Raw genomic sequence first — 19,272 nt, 5'->3', positions numbered from 1 at the left:
GGCAAGTACGGGCGTAGCGTACTGAATCGGCATTTGCCGTACCCGCTGAGACCCGTCTCACACGGCGCCCGCGCCCGCCCCGGCCGTCACGGCACCACCACGATCTTCCGGCCCTTCCCGGCCGCGAACTGCTCCAGCGCGCGCGGGTACTGCTCCAGCGGCAGCCGGTCGCTGATGAGCAGCTCGGGGTCGAGGACGTCGGCGGCGAACAGCTCCGCGGCGCGCTCGTAGCTGTGCAGCACGGCCATCGAACCGGTGATGGTGATCTCCTGGTTGTAGATGCGGTACGGCTCGATGGTGGCCGTCGTCGCGTAGTCCGCGACGCCGAACTGGAGGAACGTGCCGGCCTTCGCGACCCGGCCCAGGCCGTCCTGGATCGCCGCCGCGTTGCCGGTGGCGTCGATGACGACGTCCCAGCCCCGCGGCTGCCCGAACTCCTCCGGCGACGCGGCCGCCCGGCTGCAGCCCACCTTCTGCGCGGTGGCCAGCCGTTCGGGGTTGACGTCGACGACGTCCACCGACGCGGCGCCGGTCCGCTTGGCCAGCTCCAGCATCATCAGCCCCATCGTCCCGGTGCCGTAGATCAGCACGTGCGCGGCGAGCCTGCTGTGCAGCACGTCGTAGCCGCGCACCGCGCACGACAGCGGCTCGATCAGCGCCGCGTCCTGGGTGCGCACGTGGTCCGGCAGCCGCACGCAGTTGGCGACCGGCGCGAGCGCGTACTCCGCCGCCCCGCCGGCGACGGTGACGCCGATGGCGCCCCACCGGTCGCACAGGTTCCCGTGGCCCGTACGGCAGTACCGGCACTCGTGGCAGTACAGCGACGGGTCGACGGCGACCCGGTCGCCGACCGCCACCTCGGTGACGTCGCGGCCGGTGCCGACGACCTCGCCCGCGAACTCGTGGCCCGGCACCACCGGCAGCGTCGGCGCGAACTCGCCCTGGAGGATGTGCAGATCGGTCCCGCACAGCCCGCACGCCGCGACGTCCACGACGACCTCCCGGGGGCCGGGGACGGGATCGGGGACGTCGGTCACGGTGACCGTGCCCGGGGCTTCGATGACGGCGGCCCTCATTTGACGGCTCCTAGCGACAGGCCCTGGACCAGCTTGTCCTGGGCGGCGAACCCGGCGGCCAGCACCGGGAGGGAGATGACGACGGAGGCGGCGCAGACCTGGGCGAGGAAGAGCCCCTGACTGGTGATGAAGCGGGTGAGGAAGACGGGGGCGGTCTCCGCCGTCACCCCCGTGAGCACCCGGGCGAACAGCATCTCGTTCCAGCTGAAGATGAAGCAGATCAGCGACGTGGCGGCGATGCCGGGCCCGGCGATCGGGGCGATCACCCGGGTCAGCACCGTGGTCAGCCGGGCGCCGTCGATCTGGGCCGCCTCCACGATCGAGACGGGGATGTCCGCCAGGAACGACTGGAGCATCCACACCGCGATCGGCAGGTTCATCGACGTGTACAGCAGGACGAGCAGCCAGATGTTGTCGAGCAGCCCGGTGTTCTTGGCGAACAGGTAGACCGGCAGGAGCCCGGCGACGACCGGCAGCATCTTGGTGGACAGGAAGAAGAACAGCACGTCGGTCCAGCGCTTCACCCGCCGGATGGACAGGGCGTACGCGGCCGGCAGCGCCAGCGCGAGCACCAGCACGGTCGAGAACACGCTCGCCATCAGCGAGTTGAGCAGCGCCGGCCACGGGCTCGGGCCGCCGCCGGAGCCGAAGAACGTGCGGTAGCCGTCGAGCGTGAGCGACGCGGCGACCGCCGGCGGGTTGGCGGCCGCGTCCGTCTCCGCGTGCAGCGACGTCAGCACCATCCACGCCACGGGCAGGAAGAACACGATGCCGACCAGCCAGGCGAGCAGCCCGAGTCCGGCGCTGCGCCGCCGGGCCCGGCGCAGCGCGGGCGGCAGCGCGGCCCGCCCGGTGCGGGCCGGCTCGCGGGCCGCGGCCGTCACGGTCGTGGTCATGCGCGGGACACCTCCTCCCGGAACAGGGACGACACGACGCGCAGCGCGAAGGTCGCGATGACGATGGAGCCGATGACGACGAGCACGCCGGCGGCCGAGGCCAGCCCGTACTCGTGCGCCTGGTAGAAGGTCTGGTAGATCGTGTACGGCAGGTTGGCGGTGCCCAGCCCGCCCGAGGTGATGGTGAACACCGCGTCGAAGTTCTGGACGATGTAGACCGAGCCCAGCAGTACGCCCAGCTCCAGATAGCGGCGCAGGTGCGGCAGCGTCAGGTAGCGGAAGATCTGGAAGTTCGAGGCGCCGTCCAGCCGGGCGGCCTCCACCATCTCCGTCGGCCGGCTCTGCAGCCCGGCCAGCAGGATCAGCATCATGAACGGCGTCCACTGCCAGATCAGCGCGGCCTCGACGGCCATCAGGGGCATGTCCGACACCCAGTCCGGCTGCGGCGGCGTGTCGTCGCCGAACAGCTCCGCGACCCAGGTGAGGGCCCCGTTGAACAGGCCGTACTCGGGGTTGTAGAGCGCGTGCTTCCACAGCAGCGCGGCCGCCACCGGCACCAGCAGGAACGGTGCGATCAGCAGCGTGCGCACCACGCCCCGGCCGGGGAACGCGCGGTCCAGCAGCAGCGCGATGAGCAGCCCGAGCACCACGCTGACGAGGACGACCGCGGCGGTCAGCACCGCCGTGGTCACCACCGACTCGCGCAGGTTCTCGTCGCTCGCCACCTCGCTGTAGTTGTCCAGCCCGGTGAAGCTGCGCTCGTCCGGGCGCAGGGAGTTCCAGTCGAAGAGGGAGATCACCAGCGTCGCCACGAACGGCAGCTGGGTGACCGCGATCAGGAAGACCAGCGCCGGCAGCAGCGGCGCGCGGGTGGCCCAGGCCCGGGCCCCGCGGCCCGGCCGGCGGGGGGCCGGCCGGCCCGCGCGGGGCGCGGTGCGCCGGGTGCGTACGGCGGTGGGGGCGCTCATCGGTCCCGGTACTCCTCGCCGACCTCCTCGGCCAGTTCCTGGGAGTTCGCCAGCGCCTCCTCGACGGACTGCTTGCCCGCGATGGCCGAGCTGATCTCCTGGGAGACCTTGGTGCCCAGGTCGGAGAACTCGGGGATGCCGACGAACTGGATGCCCGGCGCGGGCCGCGGCTGGGTGCCCGGGTCGCGCGGGTCGGCGCTTTCGATCGCCTCGCGGGTGATGTCGGCGAAGGCGCCCGCGGCCTTGAGGTAGTCCGGGTTGGAGTACGTCGACGCCCGCTTGCCGGCGGGCGCGTTGGCCCAGCCCAGCTCCTCGCCGACCAGCTCCTCGTACTCCTTGCTCGACGCCCAGGAGATGAACTTCCAGGCGCTCTCGGGCCGTTCCGAGGCCTTCTGGATGCCCCACGCCCAGGTGTAGAGCCACCCGGAGCTCTCGGTCCTGTCCACCGGCGCCGGCGCGTAGCCGATCTTGCCGCGGACGGGGGAGTCCTCCGCCTCCAGCGAGCCGGTGGCCGCGGTGGCGTCGTACCACATGGCGGTCTCGCCCTGGGTGAGGTTGTTCAGGCACTCGGCGTACCCCGACTGCGCCGCGCCGGCCTGCCCGTGCTCGCGTACCAGGTCGACGTAGAACTTGACCGCCTTGGTGAACTCCGGCGAGTCCAGCTGCGCCTCCCAGTTCTCGTCGAACCAGGTGCCGCCCATGGTGTTGACCACCGTCGTCAGCGGCGCGATGACCTCGCCCCAGCCGGGCAGGCCGCGCAGGCAGATGCCCTTCATGCCGGGCTCGGCGCCGTCGGCCTCGGCGGCGAGGTCGGCGACCTGCTGCCAGGTGGGTTTCTCGGGCATCTTCAGCCCGTGCTCGGCGAAGACGTCCTTCCGGTACATCAGGAACGACGACTCGCCGTAGAACGGCTCGGCGTACAGCTTGCCGTCCTCGGCCGTCAGCGACTCGCGCATCGGGGCGAGGATGTCCTCCTGGTCGAACCCGGCGTCGTCCGCGGCGTACTCGTCCAGCGGCAGCAGCCAGTCGTTCTCGGCGTAGAAGGGGACCTCGAAGTTGCTGATGGTGGCGACGTCGTACTGGCCCGCCTGGTTGGCGAAGTCCTGGCTGATCTTGTCGCGGACCTCGTTCTCCGGCAGCACGGTGAAGTTCACCTCGATGCCGGTCTCCTTCGTGAAGTGCTCGGCCGTGAGCTTCTGCAGCTCCACCATCTGCGGGTTGTTGACCATGACGACGTTGACGGAGTCGTCGCCCCCGGAGCTGCCGCCGCCCCCCGCGCCGCTACAGGCGGCGAGCAGGGCCGCGGCGGTGGCCACGGGCACGAGAGTGCGGATGGTGCGCTTGCTGCGGGCCGGTGTGAGCATCGCGTGCTCCCAAAGGGGTCGGGGGCTGTTTCGGGGCGTACGGAGCCGGGCCACCCGGGTTGCTGCTCGTCCGGGGAGGCGTGACCTGCGCGGGGTAGCGGGACGGGGGAGTGGTGCGGGGCTGCGGACCCGGAGCGCGCCGGGGGCCGGTCAGGCCCGGATGACCTGCGGGCCCAGCAGCGAGTAGCGATGGGCTTCCGCGGCGGGCAGCCCGGTGTCGGTGACGATCACGTCGAACTCCGAGACCTCCGCGAAGCGGCAGAAGCTCACCGCGCCGAACTTCGTGTGGATCCCGGCGAAGACCTTCCGCCGGGCGACGCGCATCGCCTGCGCCTTCACCTCGCTGACCGCCGGGTCGGGCGTGGTCAGCCCGTACGTGCGGGAGATGCCGTTCGCGCCGACGTACGCCAGGTCGATGACGAAGCCGGCGAGCATCCGCGTCGTCCAGTGGTCCACGGTGGCCAGCGTGCCGCCGCGCACCCGGCCACCGAGCAGTAACACCGTGACCCGGTCGTCCCCGGCCAGGGCGCTCGCGGTGGCGAGCGAGGCCGTGACGACGGTCAGCGGGCGGGGACGCGGCAGCGCCTCGGCGATGAGCTGCGGGTTGAAGCCCTCGTCGACGAAGACGGTCTCCGCGTCCCCGAGAAGCTCCGCCGCCGCGGTGGCGATGCGGGACTTCTCCGGTACGTGCATGGTCGTGCGGTACGCGAGCGTGGTCTCGAACCCCGCGCTCTCCACGGGGTAGGCCCCGCCGTGCGTGCGCCGGACCAGCCCGTGGTCCTCCAGGAGCGTCAGGTCGCGCCGCACGGTCTCGCGCGACACGCCCAGGTCGGCGGCCAGTTTGGCGACGTCCACCTTGCCGGCGCGCCGGGCGGTCTCCAGGATGACCCGCCGGCGTTCTTCTCCGTCCACGACGACCACCTGCCTTCGCGGTTTGGCTGTGGGGGGCAGTAAGGAGGGCGTTGCCCTGCCCGTTCGGGCTCTACGAAGGCATTTCTACCGGCGGCCCACCTCACCTGCCAGCCCTGATGCACAGCAGGTCATGACCGACTGTGCCCGTTTCCCCCGCCGTATCGCCGCTGGGAGAGGGCCGCTGCCCGTCCCCGGCGCGCGCCGCGCGTGCCCGCCCCGGCCGGGACGCGTGCCCGTTCGGTGCCCGCTTCGCCGGCGGGCGTGGGTTCGGGCTCCGCGGGCGGGCGGCGCCGTCCTCCCGTATCACCTCGTCGCCGACCGCGTCCGCGTCCCCGCGCCGGGCACCGCGTCGCGGCCCGCCCGGGCCCGCCTCACGTGTCGTAGCTCTGGATCCGGCGGCCGTGGCCGCGCTCGGTCAGCGCCGCGAGGCGCGGCGCGAGTTCGGCCGCGACCTCCGCCACGTCCACCGTCAGCAGCCGCCGGTCGCGCATGAGGACCCGGCCGTCCACGATCGTCGTGCGCACGTCGCCGGCGCGGGCGCTGTGCACCAGGGTGGCGGCGAGGTCGTGCACGGGCTGGGTGTGCGGGCCCGTCAGGTCCACCAGGATCAGGTCGGCCCGGCGGCCGGGCGCCAGCGAGCCCACCCGGTCGCCGAGGCCGACGACCCGGGCGCTCTGCGTCGTCGCGTGGTGCAGCACCTGGCGGGCGGTGGCCCAGGTGGCGTCCCGCTCCGCCGACTTCTGCACCAGCGCGGTGAGCGCCATGCTCTCCCAGACGTCGAGCGTGTTGTTGGACGCGGCCCCGTCGGTCGCCAGGCCCACCGGGACCCCGGCCGCGCGCAGCGCGCGCACCGGCGTGGGGTCCCAGCCGAACTTCAGATAGCCGCGCGGCGCCGTCGCCACCCCGGCGGCCGGCGCCCGGCCCAGCAGGGCGACGTCGGCGTCCGTCAGCCCCGTGCCGTGCGCCACGAGCACCGCGGTGTCGAGCAGGCCGCAGCGCTCCAGCACCTCGACGGGCGTGCGGCCGTGCCGGGCGAGGCTGGTCTCGGTCTGCTCCCGGTTCTCCGCGGCGTGCAGATGGACGAGCAGGTCGTGCTCCCGGGCGAGCCGGGCGGTGGCCCTGAGGTCGTCGTCCGTCACGGTGTACGGCGCGTGCGGCGCCAGGCACGTGGTGATCCGCCCGTCCGCCCCGCCGGCCCGGCGCAGCGCGAACTCCAGCGACGCCCGGCGGCCCGCCGCGCCCTGGGAGGAGAAGTACGCCAGGCCGAGCACGGCGCGCAGCCCGGCGGCCGTGACCGCGTCGGCCACCCGGTCCATGGCGAAGTAGTGGTCGGCGAACGTCGTCACCCCGCCGCGGATCATCTCGGCGCAGGCCAGCAGCGCGCCCAACTCGACGTCCCGGTCGGTCAGATTGCTCTCCACCGGCCAGATCCAGTCGTTGAACCACTCCTCGACCGGCACGTCCTCGGCGAAGCCGCGCAGGAAGACCATCGGCGCGTGCGTGTGACAGTTGACCAGGCCCGGCATGGCGACCTGGCCGCGGGCGTCGATGCGCTCCGCCGCCGGCACCCGGGCCGCCCGGGCGGCGGAGGTCACCGCGGCGATCGCGCCGGACCGGATGACGATCCCGGCGTCCTTCGCGAACGCCACCTCGCCGGCGGCGTCGTGGACGAGCGCGGTGCAGCCCTCGACCACCAGGTCGGCGGGCCCGGCGTCCGCGGCGGGCTCTGCGTCCGCGGTGTTCTCCGGCGGCTGCGGCATGAGTCGGCTCCTCGGTCGCCCCGGCGTTCCCCCCGAACCTACCGGGTGCCGCCGACAGCGCGGGGCGCCTTCGGCCCGTACGGGACACGCCGCGGCAACCGCCGCCGCCGCGGGACTTGACGCACCGTCGAGATGACGGGATATATGGGAGCGCTCCCAATTCCAACGCCGACCGACTCGCGAGGAGCCGCACATGAGTGCACGGAGAACGAGATCCCGCACCGCCCCCGCACGCGCCCTGCTCGCCGCCCTGCTCGGCCTGGCCGCCGCCGTCGCCGGGTTCGGCCCGGGCGCGCAGGCCGCGCCCGCCGCCGCGGCCGTCGGGCTGCACACCGAGGGCGGCCGGCTGGTGGAGGGCAACGGCAGCGACTTCGTCCTGCGCGGCGTGAACCACCCGCACGCCTGGTACACCGGCGAGCTGGACTCGCTGCGCGAGATCAAGCAGCTGGGCGCGAACAGCGTGCGCGTGGTGCTGTCCTCCGGCGACCGCTGGACGCGCAACGACGTCGCCGATGTTGACAACGTTGTCAGCACCTGTAAGGCCAACCGCCTGATCTGCGTGCTGGAGGTCCATGACACCACCGGCTACGGCGAGGAGGCCGCCGCCGTCTCGCTCGACCGCGCCGCCGACTACTGGATCAGCGTCCGCGACGCCCTCGTCGGCCAGGAGGACTACGTCATCGTCAACCTCGGCAACGAGCCGCACGGCAACCAGGGTTACGAACGCTGGACGGCCGACACCCAGGGCGCCATCGCGAGGCTGCGGGACGCCGGCTTCCAGCACACCCTGATGGTGGACGCCCCCAACTGGGGCCAGGACTGGACCGGCACCATGCGCACCAACGCCCGCGCGGTCGCCGACTCCGACCCCCAGGACGACGTGCTGTTCTCCATCCACATGTACGGCGTCTACGACACCGCCGCGGAGATCGAGGACTACCTCACCGCCTTCACCTCCGCCGGACTGCCCATCGCGGTCGGCGAGTTCGGCCACGACCACTCCGACGGCAACCCCGACGAGGACGCCATCCTGCGCGTCACCCGGGAACTGGGCCTCGGCTACCTCGGCTGGTCCTACAGCGGCAACGGCGGCGGCGTCGAGTACCTCGACATGGTCACGGACTTCGACCCGGCCGCCCTGACGGACTGGGGCCGGCGCATCTTCCACGGCGAGAACGGCATCGTCGCCACCGCGAAGGAGGCCACCGTCTACGGCGGCGGGACCGGCGACACCGAGGCCCCCACCGCCCCCGGCGCCCCGGCGGTCACCGGCGTGACCCACGACTCGGCGACGCTGAGCTGGCCGGCGGCCGCTGACAACGTTGCCGTCACCGGCTACGACGTCTACGCCGTCACCGGCACCGCGGAGGACCGGGTCGCCGGCACCACCGGCACCTCGGTCACCGTCACCGGCCTCGACCCCGACACGGCGTACACCTTCGCCGTACGCGCCCGGGACGCCGCCGGCAACGTCTCGCCGCGCTCCGCCACCGTCACGGCCACCACCGGCAGCGGCCCGGCGCCGGCCGACGGCTGCACCCCGGAGTTCCGGGTGGTGAACTCCTGGCCGGGCGGCTTCCAGGCCGAGGTCACCGTCGCCAACACCGGCGCCACACCGATCGACGGCTGGGAGCTGACCTGGACCTTCGCCGGCGGCCACACAGTCACCCATGCATGGGGCGGCAGCGTCGGCCAGAGCGGCACGGCGGTCACCGTCACCCCGGCGGCGTACACGCGGGAGATCCCGGCCGGCGGGTCGGTGACCGTGGGGATGACGGGCACGGGCGGCTCGACGCTGTCGGCGCCCGACGACCTGGTCTGCGGCACCGGCTGAGCCCGGCGCGCGCCCGGCGGTACGGGGCCGGGGAGCCCCGGCCCCGTACCGCCGCTCAGCCGCCGCTGCCGCCCGCCGCGCCGCCCGCGCCTTCCGCCCCGCCGAAGCTCGTGTACACCGCGCCCATGTCCTCGCCCCCGTGCCCCGCCCGGGACGCCTGTCCGAACAGCGCCTCCAGCGCGTCCAGCAGCGTGGTGTCGACCCCGGCGCCGCGCGCCGCGTCGTCGATCAGGCCGATGTCCTTCAGCGCGCCGTCGAGCGCGAACTGCGGCTCGTACGAGCCGGCCAGCATCGCCGCGCCCTTCACGTGCGCGTACCGGCAGTCCGTGGGCGAGCCGTCGATCGCCGCGAGGAACAGGTTCGGGTCCAGCCCCAGCGCCCCCGCCAGGGCCAGCGACTGCGCCGACGCCGCCGTGACCGACGCGACCCAGGCGTTGCACGCCAGCTTCAGCGCCGTGCCCGCGCCGACCTCCGGGCCGGCCCACACCGACTTCACCGAGACCGCCGCGGTCAGCGGCTCGATCCGGGCGAAGACGGCCGGGTCGCCCGCCGTCAGCAGGGTGAGCCGGCCGGTCTCGGCGGGCTGCTTCGTCCCCAGCAGCATGGCCTCCACCAGCGTGCGGCCCGCACCGGCGGCGAGTGCGACGGCCCGCCGGGTCGCGTCGGCGCCGATGGTGGCCGACTGCACCCACACCGTCTCCGGCGCCGACGCCGGCAGCGCCTCGCCCAGCACGCCGAGGACCGCCTCCGCGTCGTACAGCGCGACCAGCACCGCGTCCGCGTCGGCCACCGCGTCCGCCGCGCTCGCCGCGACCCGCGCGCCGTCGTCGGCGAGCGGCCGGGCGCGGGCCGGCGTGCGGTTCCACACCGTCACCCCGACGCCGTCGCGGAGCAGCGAGCGCGCCATGCCCGCGCCCATCACGCCCGTTCCCAGAACCGCTGCTCTCACCTTCGGGACTCCTCCGTGCTCTGCGCCGCGGCCGCGGAACGCGCCGCGCGTACGGTCCGTACGGTACGGGCCGCCGGCCGGTCAGAACTCCTCGTGCACCTCAGGATCGCCGCCCACGCGGCGCTCCGGGCGGCCGGCGACCGCGGCCATCTCGGCGGCGGACAGCTCGAAGCCGAACACGTCGAGGTTCTCGCGCTGCCGCGCCGGGTCCGCCGACTTCGGCACCGGGACGGCGTCGAGCTGCGCGTGCCAGCGCAGCACCGCCTGGGCGGGCGTCACGCCGTGCGCCCCGGCCACCCGGGCGATGCCCGGGTCGGCCAGCACGTCGGTGCCGCGGCCGAGCGGGCTCCAGCTCTCGGTGACGATGCCCTTGGCGGCGTGGTGCGCGCGCAGCTCCTCCTGCGGGAAGTGGGGGTGCAGCTCGATCTGGTTGACCGCGGGCAGCACGCCGGTCTCGCGCTCCAGCCGGTCCAGCTGGGCGACGGTGAAGTTGGAGACGCCGATGGAGCGGACGAGGTCCTCCTCGCGCAGCTTGATCATCGCGCGCCAGGAGTCGACGTAGAGGTCCACGCGCGGCAGCGGCCAGTGGATCAGGTACAGGTCGACGTATCCCACCCCGAGCCGCTTGCGGGACTCCTCGAAGGAGGCGAGCGTCTGCTCGAAGCCGTGGTGGCGGCCGGGGAGCTTGGTGGTGACGACGACGTCCTGGCGGGGGACGCCGCTGCGGGCGATGCCGCGGCCGGTGCCGGTCTCGTTGCCGTAGTTGAGCGCGGTGTCGACGAGCCGGTAGCCCGACTCCAGGGCGGCCGCGACCGCCCGCTCGGCCTGCGCGTCGTCCATCGGGTACGTGCCGAGGCCGAGCGCGGGGAGCTTCGTACCGTCGTTGAGCCTGCGGACCGGAACGCTGGTCACACGTGCCCCTTCCCTTTCGTACGGCCCGTTCAGTATAGGGCGGACACCGGAGGCGGGCATGGGCGAGACGGGCGGGCCCCCCGCGCCCCGGGGCCGGCCGCGCAGCGAACGGGCCAGGTCAGCGGTGCTCGCCGCGGCCGCCGAGCTGCCGGTCTCCGGCGGCGAACCGCGCCCCGGCACCGACGTGCCCGCCGCCCCGGACCAGCTCTTCGCGCCCGTCCACCACCGCCTGCTCCCCGGCCACGGCCACCGCCCCGGGCCGCGGACCGCCGAAGATCAATGACCACCCGGGCGGTGCTCCCGCACCCGTCCCCCGGGGTGCGGCAACTCCCTTGTGTCCCCGGGGGCGTGGCCTGGTGCGCGCGGACTGGACGCGATCCTGCGGCGGGCCGTAGCGTGCTCTTCCGCGCGGGCGGACAGCGAAGGCACGTGGTCGGCCTCCCGAAACCGGCACCTGGGGGGTGCATACCGGATGGATCCGTTGTGTGTGCGCCGAAGCAGAGTGCCACGAGCGGGCTGACCCGGCATGACGGACGCTGACGAGCCGCTCCCGGAGGCGATACGTGCCGCTCAGGCAGGCGACGAGGCCGCGTTTGTGAACCTGTACCGAACCGTGCAACCCCGCCTGCTGCGCTACGTCGGCACCCTCGTCGGCGACGCCGAGGGCGACGGCGATGCGGCGGAGGTCACCGCGGCCGCCTGGCAGGACATCGCCCGCGACCTCGGCGCGTTCACCGGCGACGCCATGAGCTTTCGCGCCTGGTGCGCCCGGACCGCCCGCACCCGCGCGCTGGCGCGGCCGCGGCCCGCCCCGGACCCCCGGCACCCCGCCGCCCCGGGCCGCGCGCGGCACCCGGACGGGGACCCGGGGCGGCCGGACAGCGGGCGTACCCTTGCCCTGATCGCCTGGCTGCCGCGCGCGGAGGCCGACGCCGTCGCGCTGCGGGCGATCGTGGGGCTGGACGCCGAGAGGGCCGCCTACGTGCTCGGTACGAGCCCCGCCGCGGCCCGCTCCGCCGCCCACCGCGGCGTGCGCCGGCTGGCGGACCAGCTCGGCGAGGCCGCGGCCGGTGCCTGCCTGACCGGCGAACCGGCGGGCGACGCCGCCTGCACGGCCACGTGGATGCTCAGGGGTATGTGATGGGCGACGACGACCGGAACACCTGGCTCGACCGGATCGCCGCCGAGCGGCTGCTCGACGGCGAGCCGCTGGACGCCGGCCCGGCGCTGCCGCCCGCCGACCGGGACACCGCCGAGCGGCTGGCCGCGCTGCTGGAGACCGCCGCCCGCGCCGGCCGGCCGGCGCCCGACGCCGAACTCCCCGGCGAGCGGGCGGCGCTGGCGGCGTTCCGCGCCGCCCGGTCGGCCGAGTCCGCCGGCGCCGCCGGGCCCGCGCGCAACGGCCACGCGGCGAACGGGCAGGCGGTGAACGGGCAGGCGGTGAACGGCCGGACGCCGAACGGACACGCGCGGACCGGCCACGCCCCGCGCGGCACCCGGCCCGGCGGCGACCCGCCCCGGGCGCCGCTGCCGCCGGGGCCGGCCGAGACCGTCGTACGGATCGCGCCCCTCCTGGCCGCCGCCCCCGCACCCCGGGCGCCGTGGCGGCTGCGGCGCCTGCGCACCGCGGCCGCGGTGACCGCCGCCGGCTGCGTCCTCGGCGGCGTCGCCTTCGGGGCGGGGACGGCCCTGCGCGGCGCCCCCGCCGCCCCGGAGGCGTCCCCCGGCCCCGCCGTCTCACCGACGGCCACCGGCGGCCCGGACCGTACCGGAGGCGGCGACGCCAACGAGGGCACCGCGTCCGCGGGCGGCAACCGGGCGGGGGACAGGCCCGAGGGCAGACGCGACGCGCCCGGCACGGCGGGCGCGACGAACGGCGCCGAGCCCCGGGGCGGAGCCGACGGCGCCGGCGAGCCGGACGGGCGGACGGGCGAGGGCGCGGCGGCGGGCGGCCCCGGGGAGGAGCCGACCGCGCGGGCCAGGCACGTGGAGCGGCTGTGCGAGCAGTACCTCGCCGCGCGCGACGGCGAGGCGAAGCCGGGCGACAAGAAGTCATGGAACCTGCTCGTCCGGAGGGCCGGCGGCGCGGACGCCGTCGCCGGCTACTGCGAGCGGCGCACCGGTCCCGGCGGCGACCCCGGCCGCGGCGACCACGCCGGCGGGGACCGCGGCGGTGACTCCGGCGGGCGTGACGCCGGCGGCCGGGACGAGGACGGCGAGGGCGACGAGGGCGGTGAGGACGACGGGGACGACTGACCGCCGCGCGCCCGCCCGGCCCTCACTCGAACTGCGTCAGCACCAGCGTCACCACCCACAGCACGATCGCGGCCGCGAGCACCCGCGCCGGCCAGCTCCGCGCCGTCTCACCCAGCGGATGCCGGCCGCGCCCCGAGGTCCACACCACCCAGAACGCCTCCGCCTCCGCGGGCTCCACGCGCTCGCCGTCCAGCAGCCACAGCGCCGGCCCGTCGGCGCGCGGCGCCGCTAAACCGGCGCGACCGCGGCCGCCGGGCACCTGCTCGACCTCCTTCACCAGCCGGCCGCCGCAGTAACTCTCGCGTCGGATCAAGGGTGTTCCTCTCGCTCGCGGCAGCCGGATGAACGGCGGTGCCCGGCCGGAATCCGATCATAAGGTGGGGCGGTGACAGAGACCGAACGCGAACGGCTGCGCAGGACCTTCACCGAGGCGCCGGAGCTGTACGACCGCGCCCGCCCCGGCTATCCGCCGGCGATGTACGACGACCTCGCCACCGCCGCCCCCGCCGGGCTCGGCCCGGGGTGCCGGGTGCTGGAGATCGGCTGCGGCACCGGGCAGGCGACCGTGCCGCTGGCCCGGCGCGGCTGCCGGGTGACCGCCGTCGAGCTGGGCGCGGACATGGCCCGGGTGGCGCGCCGCAACCTCGCCGGGTTCCCGGACGTGACCGTCGTGAACGCGGCGTTCGAGGAGTGGCCGCTGCCGCCGGAGCCGTTCGACGTGGTGCTCGCCGCCACCGCGTTCGCCTGGGTCGACCCCGCGATCCGGGTGCCGAGGTCGGCGGACGCGCTGCGCCCGGGCGGGGTGCTGGCCACCGTCCGCACCCACCACGTCGCCGGCGGCAGCGAGGAGTTCTTCGCCGAGGTCCAGGGCTGCTACGAGCGCTTCGACCCCGCGACGCCGCCCGGCCTGCGGCTGCGGCCCGCCTCCGCCGTCCCCGAGGACCGCGACGACCTCGCCGGCGAGGAGCGCTTCGCGGCGCCGGTGTTCCACCGCTACGAGCGGGAGCTGCCGTACTCCACCGCGGAGTACCTCGACCTGCTGCGCACGTACTCCGGGCACCGCGCGCTGCCCGGGCCGGCCCGCGACGGGCTGCTGGGGTGCGTTCGCGGCCTGATCGACGAACGGCACGGCGGCCGGGTCGTCAAGCGCTACCTCACCGAGCTGCGCCTCGCCCGCCGCACGGCGTGACGCGCCGTCACCCGTCGCGGTAGCGCAGCAGCATCATCGCCGCGTCGTCGTGCAGCGGCGCCCGCACGTGCTCGATCACGTCCTGGCGCAGCGCCGTCAGCGCCCCCTCCGGATCGGGGTCCTTCAGCAGCTCGGCGCGCTGCTCCAGGGGGTAGAAGGCCCCGGTGCGGTCGCGGGCCTCGGTGACGCCGTCGGTGTAGAACAGCAACTGGTCTCCGGGGGCGAACCGGGCGGCGTGCGGCTCCGGGCGGACGACGCCGTGCTCCCCGAGACCCAGCGGTAAAGCCCGCTGCGGCGGCGAGAGGAAGCGCACGTCGCCGTCCTGGCGCACGGCCAGCGGCGCGGGGTGGCCGAAGTTGAGCATCGTCACCTCCGGGCCGGAGCCCACCTCCGCGAGGATGGCCGTGACGAACTTCTCCCCGCCGAGCTGGCGGTCCAGTGCCCGTTCCAGCCGCTCGCCGACGCCCGTGAGGTCCGTCTCGTCGTACGCCGCCTCCCGGAACGCGCTCAGCACCACCGCCGCGGTCTCCACCGCCTCCAGCCCCTTGCCCTGGACGTCCCCGACGATCAGCCGGACGCCCACCGGCGAGATCACCACCTCGTACAGGTCGCCGCCGATCCGCGCCTCCGCCACGGCCGAGGTGTACGAGACCGCCGCGCGCAGCCGTCCCACGCTCAGCGGCACCGGCCGGAGCAGCACGCGCTGCGCCACCTCGGCGATCGACCGCACGCTGGCCAGTTCCTGCTCGCGGCGCTGCCGCAGCCAGACGGCCAGCACGGCGGCGATCGTGACTCCGATGACGGAGAGGATGGCCGTGAAGCCGCGACGCGAATCGAACTGGTCGTTGAACAGGGCGAGCCCGACGCACAGCACCAGCGCGATCGTGCCGATGAGCGCCGTCCGCCGCCAGCCGCCGACGAGGCCCGCGAAGGCCGGTCCCAGCGATACCAGGGGCAGGAACCCGACGCCGGGCCCGGCCGTGATGTCCACCAGGCCGACCCACAGCATCACGGCGTACGGCAGGTAGGCCAGCGTTCGGTAGTGCGGCGGCTTCCGGTCGGTCATGCGTACTCGCCACTCCAGCCGCGACTCGCTCGGCACCTCGGGTCGGCGCGAAGGAATTGCCCAGTTGCGGCACCCTGCGGCCCTTCCTCACCCCGAAAGGCTATGCAAGGACCGGTCCATCCGGGACCGATGCGGCCGAATCGTTGCCTCTCCGGCGCCGGGTTCCGCGCGCCGGACCCCGTACGACCCGGGCAAACAGCCCATAATCGGACGCCGCGCGATGCCGCTTCCCGCCCGGGTGGCCGGATCCGAACGGGTTACCGCCGAGGTTCGGGAAGCGGAGAAGAATCCCGCCCCGCCGGCGAGCGGGTGTCCTCCCGGACCGGCGACGGCGGGGCGAGCGCCGTCGACGCCCGCGGCGGCCCCGCAGGCGGGTACGCCGCCCCGCGGCGCTCCGTTCACGATCCCGGCTGAAGCGGGCCCTCCGGTACAACGCAGAGTTGTTCAATCCCGTGTCCCGGTTGTTTGAAACATCCTCTGACCTGGGGATTTGATGGCGCTCCTGACAACACCCCGTTGTGTGAGGAGTCGCCGTGGTCAAGCCGCCTTTTACGCATCTGCATGTGCACACGCAGTATTCGCTGCTGGACGGGGCGGCGCGGTTGAAGGACATGTTCGCGGCGTGTCGTGAGATGGGGATGTCGCATATCGCGATGACGGATCACGGGAATCTGCATGGCGCGTATGACTTCTTTGCGCAGGCGACGGCGGCGGGGGTGACGCCGATCATCGGGATCGAGGCGTATGTGGCGCCGGAGTCGCGGCGGAACAAGCGGAAGGTGCAGTGGGGGCAGCCGCATCAGAAGCGTGATGACGTGTCGGGTTCCGGGGGGTATACGCACAAGACGATCTGGGCGTCGTCCCGTACGGGTTTGCACAATTTGTTCCGGTTGTCGTCGGATGCGTATGCGGAGGGGTGGCTGCAGAAGTGGCCGCGGATGGACAAGGAGGTGATCGCTGAGCATGCGGAGGGGCTGATCGCTTCGACGGGGTGTCCGTCGGGTGAGGTGCAGACGCGGTTGCGGCTGGGTCAGTTCGACGAGGCGCTGGCCGCTGCGGCGGGGTATCAGGAGGTGTTCGGGAAGGAGCGGTATTTCCTGGAGTTGATGGATCACGGGATCGAGATCGAGCGGCGGGTGCGGGACGGGCTGCTGGAGATCGGGCGGAAGCTGGGGATTCCGCCGCTGGTGACGAATGACTCGCATTACACGTATGCGCAGGAGTCGGGTGCGCATGATGCGTTGCTGTGTATTCAGACGGGGAAGAATCTGTCGGATCCGGATCGGTTCCGGTTCGATGGGACGGGTTATTACCTGAAGTCGACCGAGGAGATGTATGCGATCGATTCCTCGGACGCGTGGCAGGAGGGGTGTGCGAACACGCTGCTGGTGGCGGAGCAGATCGACACCGCGGGGTGGTTCGACAAGCGGGACCTGATGCCCCGCTTCGAGGTCCCCGACGGCTACACCGAGGTCACCTGGTTCCGCGAGGAAGTGTGGAACGGGATGCGCCGCCGCTTTCCCGGCGGGTGGGAGGAGCGCTACGGCTCACAGGCCGAGTACGAGATGGACGTCATCATCCAGATGGGGTTCCCGGGGTACTTCCTGGTGGTCGCGGACTTCATCATGTGGGCGAAGAACAACGGGATCGCGGTGGGGCCGGGGCGCGGCTCGGCGGCGGGGTCGATCGTGTCGTACGCGATGGGGATCACGGACCTGGACCCGATCGAGCACGGGCTGATCTTCGAGCGGTTCCTGAACCCGGAGCGGGTGTCGATGCCGGATGTGGACATCGACTTCGACGAGCGCAGGCGGGCGGAGGTGATCCGTTACGTCACGGAGAAGTACGGCGCGGACAAGGTCGCGATGATCGGCACGTACGGGACGATCAAGGCGAAGAACGCGATCAAGGACTCCGCCCGGGTGCTGGGGTATCCGTACGCGATGGGCGACCGCATCACCAAGGCCATGCCCGCCGACGTCGGCGGCCACGGCATCGACCTGGCGGGGATCACCGACCCCGCGCACCCCCGGCACGCCGAGGCCGGCGAGGTCCGGTCCATGTACGAGAACGAGCCGGACGTGAAGAAGGTCATCGACACCGCGCGCGGTGTGGAGGGCCTGGTGCGGCAGATGGGCGTGCACGCGGCGGGTGTGATCATGTCCAGCGAGCCGATCGTGGACCACGTCCCGGTGTGGGTGCGGCACACCGACGGGGTGACGATCACCCAGTGGGACTACCCCACCTGCGAATCGCTCGGCCTGCTGAAGATGGACTTCCTGGGCCTGCGGAACCTCACCATCATGGACGACGCCGTCAAGATGGTGAAGCAGAACAAGGGCAAGGACATCGAGCTGCTCTCGCTGCCGCTCGACGACCCCCAGACCTTCGAACTGCTCGGCCGCGGCGACACCCTCGGCGTCTTCCAGTTCGACGGCAGCGCGATGCGCTCGCTGCTCCGGCTGATGCGCCCCGACCACTTCGAGGACATCACCGCCGTCACCGCCCTCTACCGGCCCGGCCCCATGGGCATGAACTCGCACATCAACTACGCGCTGCGCAAGAACGGCCGCCAGGAGATCACCCCGATCCACCCGGACCTGGCGGAACCGCTCAAGGAGGTCCTCGACATCACCTACGGGCTCGTCGTCTACCAGGAGCAGGTGCAGAAGGCCGCGCAGGTCCTCGCCGGATACTCGCTGGGCCAGGCCGACCTGCTGCGCCGGGCGATGGGCAAGAAGAAACAGGAAGTGCTCGACAGGGAGTTCGTGCCGTTCCGCGACGGCTGCCGCAGGCGCGGCTACCACGACGACGCCGTGCAGGCCGTCTGGGACGTCCTGGTCCCCTTCGCCGGCTACGCGTACAACAAGGCGCACGCGGCGGCCTACGCGCTCGTGTCGTACTGGACGGCGTATCTCAAGGCGAACCATCCCGCCGAGTACATGGCCGCGCTGCTGACGTCCGTGCGCGACGACAAGGACAAGTCCGCGGTCTACCTCAACGAGTGCCGCAAGATGGGCATCAAGGTGCTCCCCCCGGACGTCAACGAGTCCGACGCCGACTTCACCCCCCGCGGCGACGACACCATCGTCTTCGGCCTCTCGGCCGTCCGCAACGTCGGCCGGAACGTCGTGGACGCCATCGTGCGCGGCCGGCGGGCCGGAGGACCGTACGTCTCCTTCCCCGACTATCTCGACAAGTCCGAACCGGTCGTCTGCAACAAGCGCACCACCGAATCGCTCATCAAAGCCGGCGCCTTCGACGCCCTCGGCCACACCCGCAAAGGTCTCCTCGCACGCTACGAGCCGATGATCGACGCCGCCGTGTCGGTCAAGCGGAAGGAGGCGGAAGGGCAGTTCGACCTCTTCGGCGACATGGGCGGCGCGAACGCGGCCGACGAGCCGGGCTTCGGGCTGGACGTGCGGTTCACGGAGGAGGAGTGGGAGAAGCCGTACCTGCTCGCGCAGGAGCGGGAGATGCTCGGCCTCTACGTCTCCGACCACCCGCTGTTCGGCATCGAGCACGTCCTGGGCGACAAGGCCGACGTCGCCATCGCCGCGCTCAACGGCGGCGAGCACGCCGACGGCGCCATCGTCACCATCGGCGGCATCATCTCCGGGCTCCAGCGCAAGATGACCAAGCAGGGCAACGCCTGGGCCATCGCCACCGTCGAGGACCTCGGCGGCTCCCTCGACTGCATGTTCTTCCCGGCCACGTACCAGCTGGTCTCCACCCAACTCGTCGAGGACGCCATCGTCTTCGTCAAGGGCCGCCTCGACAAGCGCGAGGACGTCCCCCGCCTGGTCGCCATGGAACTCTCCGTCCCCGACCTCAGCACCGCCGGCGAACGCGCCCCCGTACGCCTCGACATGGCCGAGGCCCAGGTCACGCCCGAGTCCGTGGGCCGCCTCAAGGCGGTGCTCACGGCCCACCCCGGCCCGTCCGCCGTGCACCTGCGGGTCCGCGGCCGGTCCCGTACGACCGTCTACCGCCTCGGCCACCGCGTCGCGCCGCGGCCGGAGTTCTGGGCGGACCTCAAGGCGGCCGTCGCGGTGAGCCGGGAGCCCGACCGGCCGGGCCCCTGCTGGAG

15 protein-coding genes and 1 pseudogene are annotated in these 19,272 nt (G+C 73.3%); 6 read left to right on the top strand and 10 right to left on the bottom strand.

Annotated elements, in window-relative coordinates; all coding sequences use genetic code 11:
• Positions 1–86: 86 nt before the first annotated feature.
• The 6 genes from ACHZ99_RS05615 to ACHZ99_RS05590 all read right to left on the bottom strand — a co-directional run bounded on the left by ACHZ99_RS05615 (position 87) and on the right by ACHZ99_RS05590 (position 6,976).
• Positions 87–1,076, bottom strand: coding sequence for a zinc-dependent alcohol dehydrogenase family protein (locus ACHZ99_RS05615; RefSeq protein ID WP_420303248.1), 990 nt, complete (start codon positions 1,074–1,076; stop codon positions 87–89).
• Complete coding sequence (locus ACHZ99_RS05610; RefSeq protein ID WP_420303247.1) at positions 1,073–1,972, bottom strand: carbohydrate ABC transporter permease; 900 nt, start codon at positions 1,970–1,972, stop codon at positions 1,073–1,075. The genes ACHZ99_RS05615 and ACHZ99_RS05610 overlap by 4 nt, the downstream gene beginning before the upstream one ends.
• Positions 1,969–2,940, bottom strand: coding sequence for a carbohydrate ABC transporter permease (locus ACHZ99_RS05605; protein WP_420303246.1), 972 nt, complete (start codon positions 2,938–2,940; stop codon positions 1,969–1,971). The genes ACHZ99_RS05610 and ACHZ99_RS05605 overlap by 4 nt, the downstream gene beginning before the upstream one ends.
• Entirely contained in the window at positions 2,937–4,304 is a 1,368-nt protein-coding gene (locus ACHZ99_RS05600; protein WP_420303245.1) for an ABC transporter substrate-binding protein, read from the bottom strand. Before ACHZ99_RS05600 ends, ACHZ99_RS05605 begins: the two co-directional genes overlap by 4 nt.
• A gap of 150 nt (positions 4,305–4,454) precedes the next feature.
• Complete coding sequence (locus tag ACHZ99_RS05595; RefSeq protein WP_420303244.1) at positions 4,455–5,216, bottom strand: DeoR/GlpR family DNA-binding transcription regulator; 762 nt, start codon at positions 5,214–5,216, stop codon at positions 4,455–4,457.
• Positions 5,217–5,587: 371 nt separating this feature from the next.
• Positions 5,588–6,976 (bottom strand): amidohydrolase, encoded by a 1,389-nt coding sequence (locus tag ACHZ99_RS05590; RefSeq protein WP_420303243.1) that lies wholly within the window; start codon positions 6,974–6,976, stop codon positions 5,588–5,590.
• Between the two features lie 193 nt (positions 6,977–7,169).
• Here ACHZ99_RS05590 and ACHZ99_RS05585 point away from each other — a divergent pair, with 193 nt between their 5' ends.
• On the top strand, positions 7,170–8,810 hold the full coding sequence (locus ACHZ99_RS05585) for a cellulase family glycosylhydrolase (protein WP_420303242.1): 1,641 nt from the start codon (positions 7,170–7,172) through the stop codon (positions 8,808–8,810).
• A gap of 55 nt (positions 8,811–8,865) precedes the next feature.
• Here the strand turns inward: ACHZ99_RS05585 and ACHZ99_RS05580 are convergent, their stop codons facing one another.
• Entirely contained in the window at positions 8,866–9,759 is an 894-nt protein-coding gene (locus ACHZ99_RS05580) for an NAD(P)-dependent oxidoreductase (protein WP_420303241.1), read from the bottom strand.
• An 81-nt stretch (positions 9,760–9,840) separates the two neighbouring features.
• On the bottom strand, positions 9,841–10,671 hold the full coding sequence (locus tag ACHZ99_RS05575) for an aldo/keto reductase (RefSeq protein WP_420303240.1): 831 nt from the start codon (positions 10,669–10,671) through the stop codon (positions 9,841–9,843).
• A 58-nt stretch (positions 10,672–10,729) separates the two neighbouring features.
• Between ACHZ99_RS05575 and ACHZ99_RS05570 the strand changes: the two genes are divergently transcribed.
• The 3 genes from ACHZ99_RS05570 to ACHZ99_RS05560 all read left to right on the top strand — a co-directional run bounded on the left by ACHZ99_RS05570 (position 10,730) and on the right by ACHZ99_RS05560 (position 12,927).
• Positions 10,730–10,954: a hypothetical protein gene (locus ACHZ99_RS05570; RefSeq protein WP_420303239.1), complete on the top strand. Its 225-nt coding sequence runs from the start codon at positions 10,730–10,732 to the stop codon at positions 10,952–10,954.
• Positions 10,955–11,266: 312 nt separating this feature from the next.
• A complete protein-coding gene (locus ACHZ99_RS05565) occupies positions 11,267–11,812 on the top strand; it encodes an RNA polymerase sigma factor (protein ID WP_420303238.1) in 546 nt (181 codons plus the stop codon).
• Complete coding sequence (locus ACHZ99_RS05560; RefSeq protein WP_420303237.1) at positions 11,812–12,927, top strand: hypothetical protein; 1,116 nt, start codon at positions 11,812–11,814, stop codon at positions 12,925–12,927. Before ACHZ99_RS05565 ends, ACHZ99_RS05560 begins: the two co-directional genes overlap by 1 nt.
• A gap of 22 nt (positions 12,928–12,949) precedes the next feature.
• Here the strand turns inward: ACHZ99_RS05560 and ACHZ99_RS05555 are convergent, their stop codons facing one another.
• Complete coding sequence (locus tag ACHZ99_RS05555) at positions 12,950–13,240, bottom strand: hypothetical protein (protein WP_420303236.1); 291 nt, start codon at positions 13,238–13,240, stop codon at positions 12,950–12,952.
• A 72-nt stretch (positions 13,241–13,312) separates the two neighbouring features.
• Between ACHZ99_RS05555 and ACHZ99_RS05550 the strand changes: the two genes are divergently transcribed.
• Complete coding sequence (locus ACHZ99_RS05550; protein WP_420303235.1) at positions 13,313–14,116, top strand: class I SAM-dependent methyltransferase; 804 nt, start codon at positions 13,313–13,315, stop codon at positions 14,114–14,116.
• A gap of 7 nt (positions 14,117–14,123) precedes the next feature.
• Here ACHZ99_RS05550 and ACHZ99_RS05545 read toward each other — a convergent pair whose 3' ends face one another.
• On the bottom strand, positions 14,124–15,182 hold the full coding sequence (locus tag ACHZ99_RS05545; protein WP_420303234.1) for a PP2C family protein-serine/threonine phosphatase: 1,059 nt from the start codon (positions 15,180–15,182) through the stop codon (positions 14,124–14,126).
• A 533-nt stretch (positions 15,183–15,715) separates the two neighbouring features.
• On the opposite strand from ACHZ99_RS05545, the pseudogene dnaE reads away from it, so the two are divergent.
• Positions 15,716–19,240, top strand: a pseudogene (gene dnaE, locus ACHZ99_RS05540) (DNA polymerase III subunit alpha); the annotation flags it as partial.
• Between the last annotated feature and the right edge of the window lie 32 nt (positions 19,241–19,272).

It is taken from the genome of Streptomyces sp. MAR4 CNX-425 (genome assembly GCF_048656465.1).
In the GTDB taxonomy this organism is placed as follows: domain Bacteria; phylum Actinomycetota; class Actinomycetes; order Streptomycetales; family Streptomycetaceae; genus Streptomyces.
Note: the sequence above shows the minus strand (reverse complement) of the source record. Positions and strands in the feature narration are given on the sequence as shown.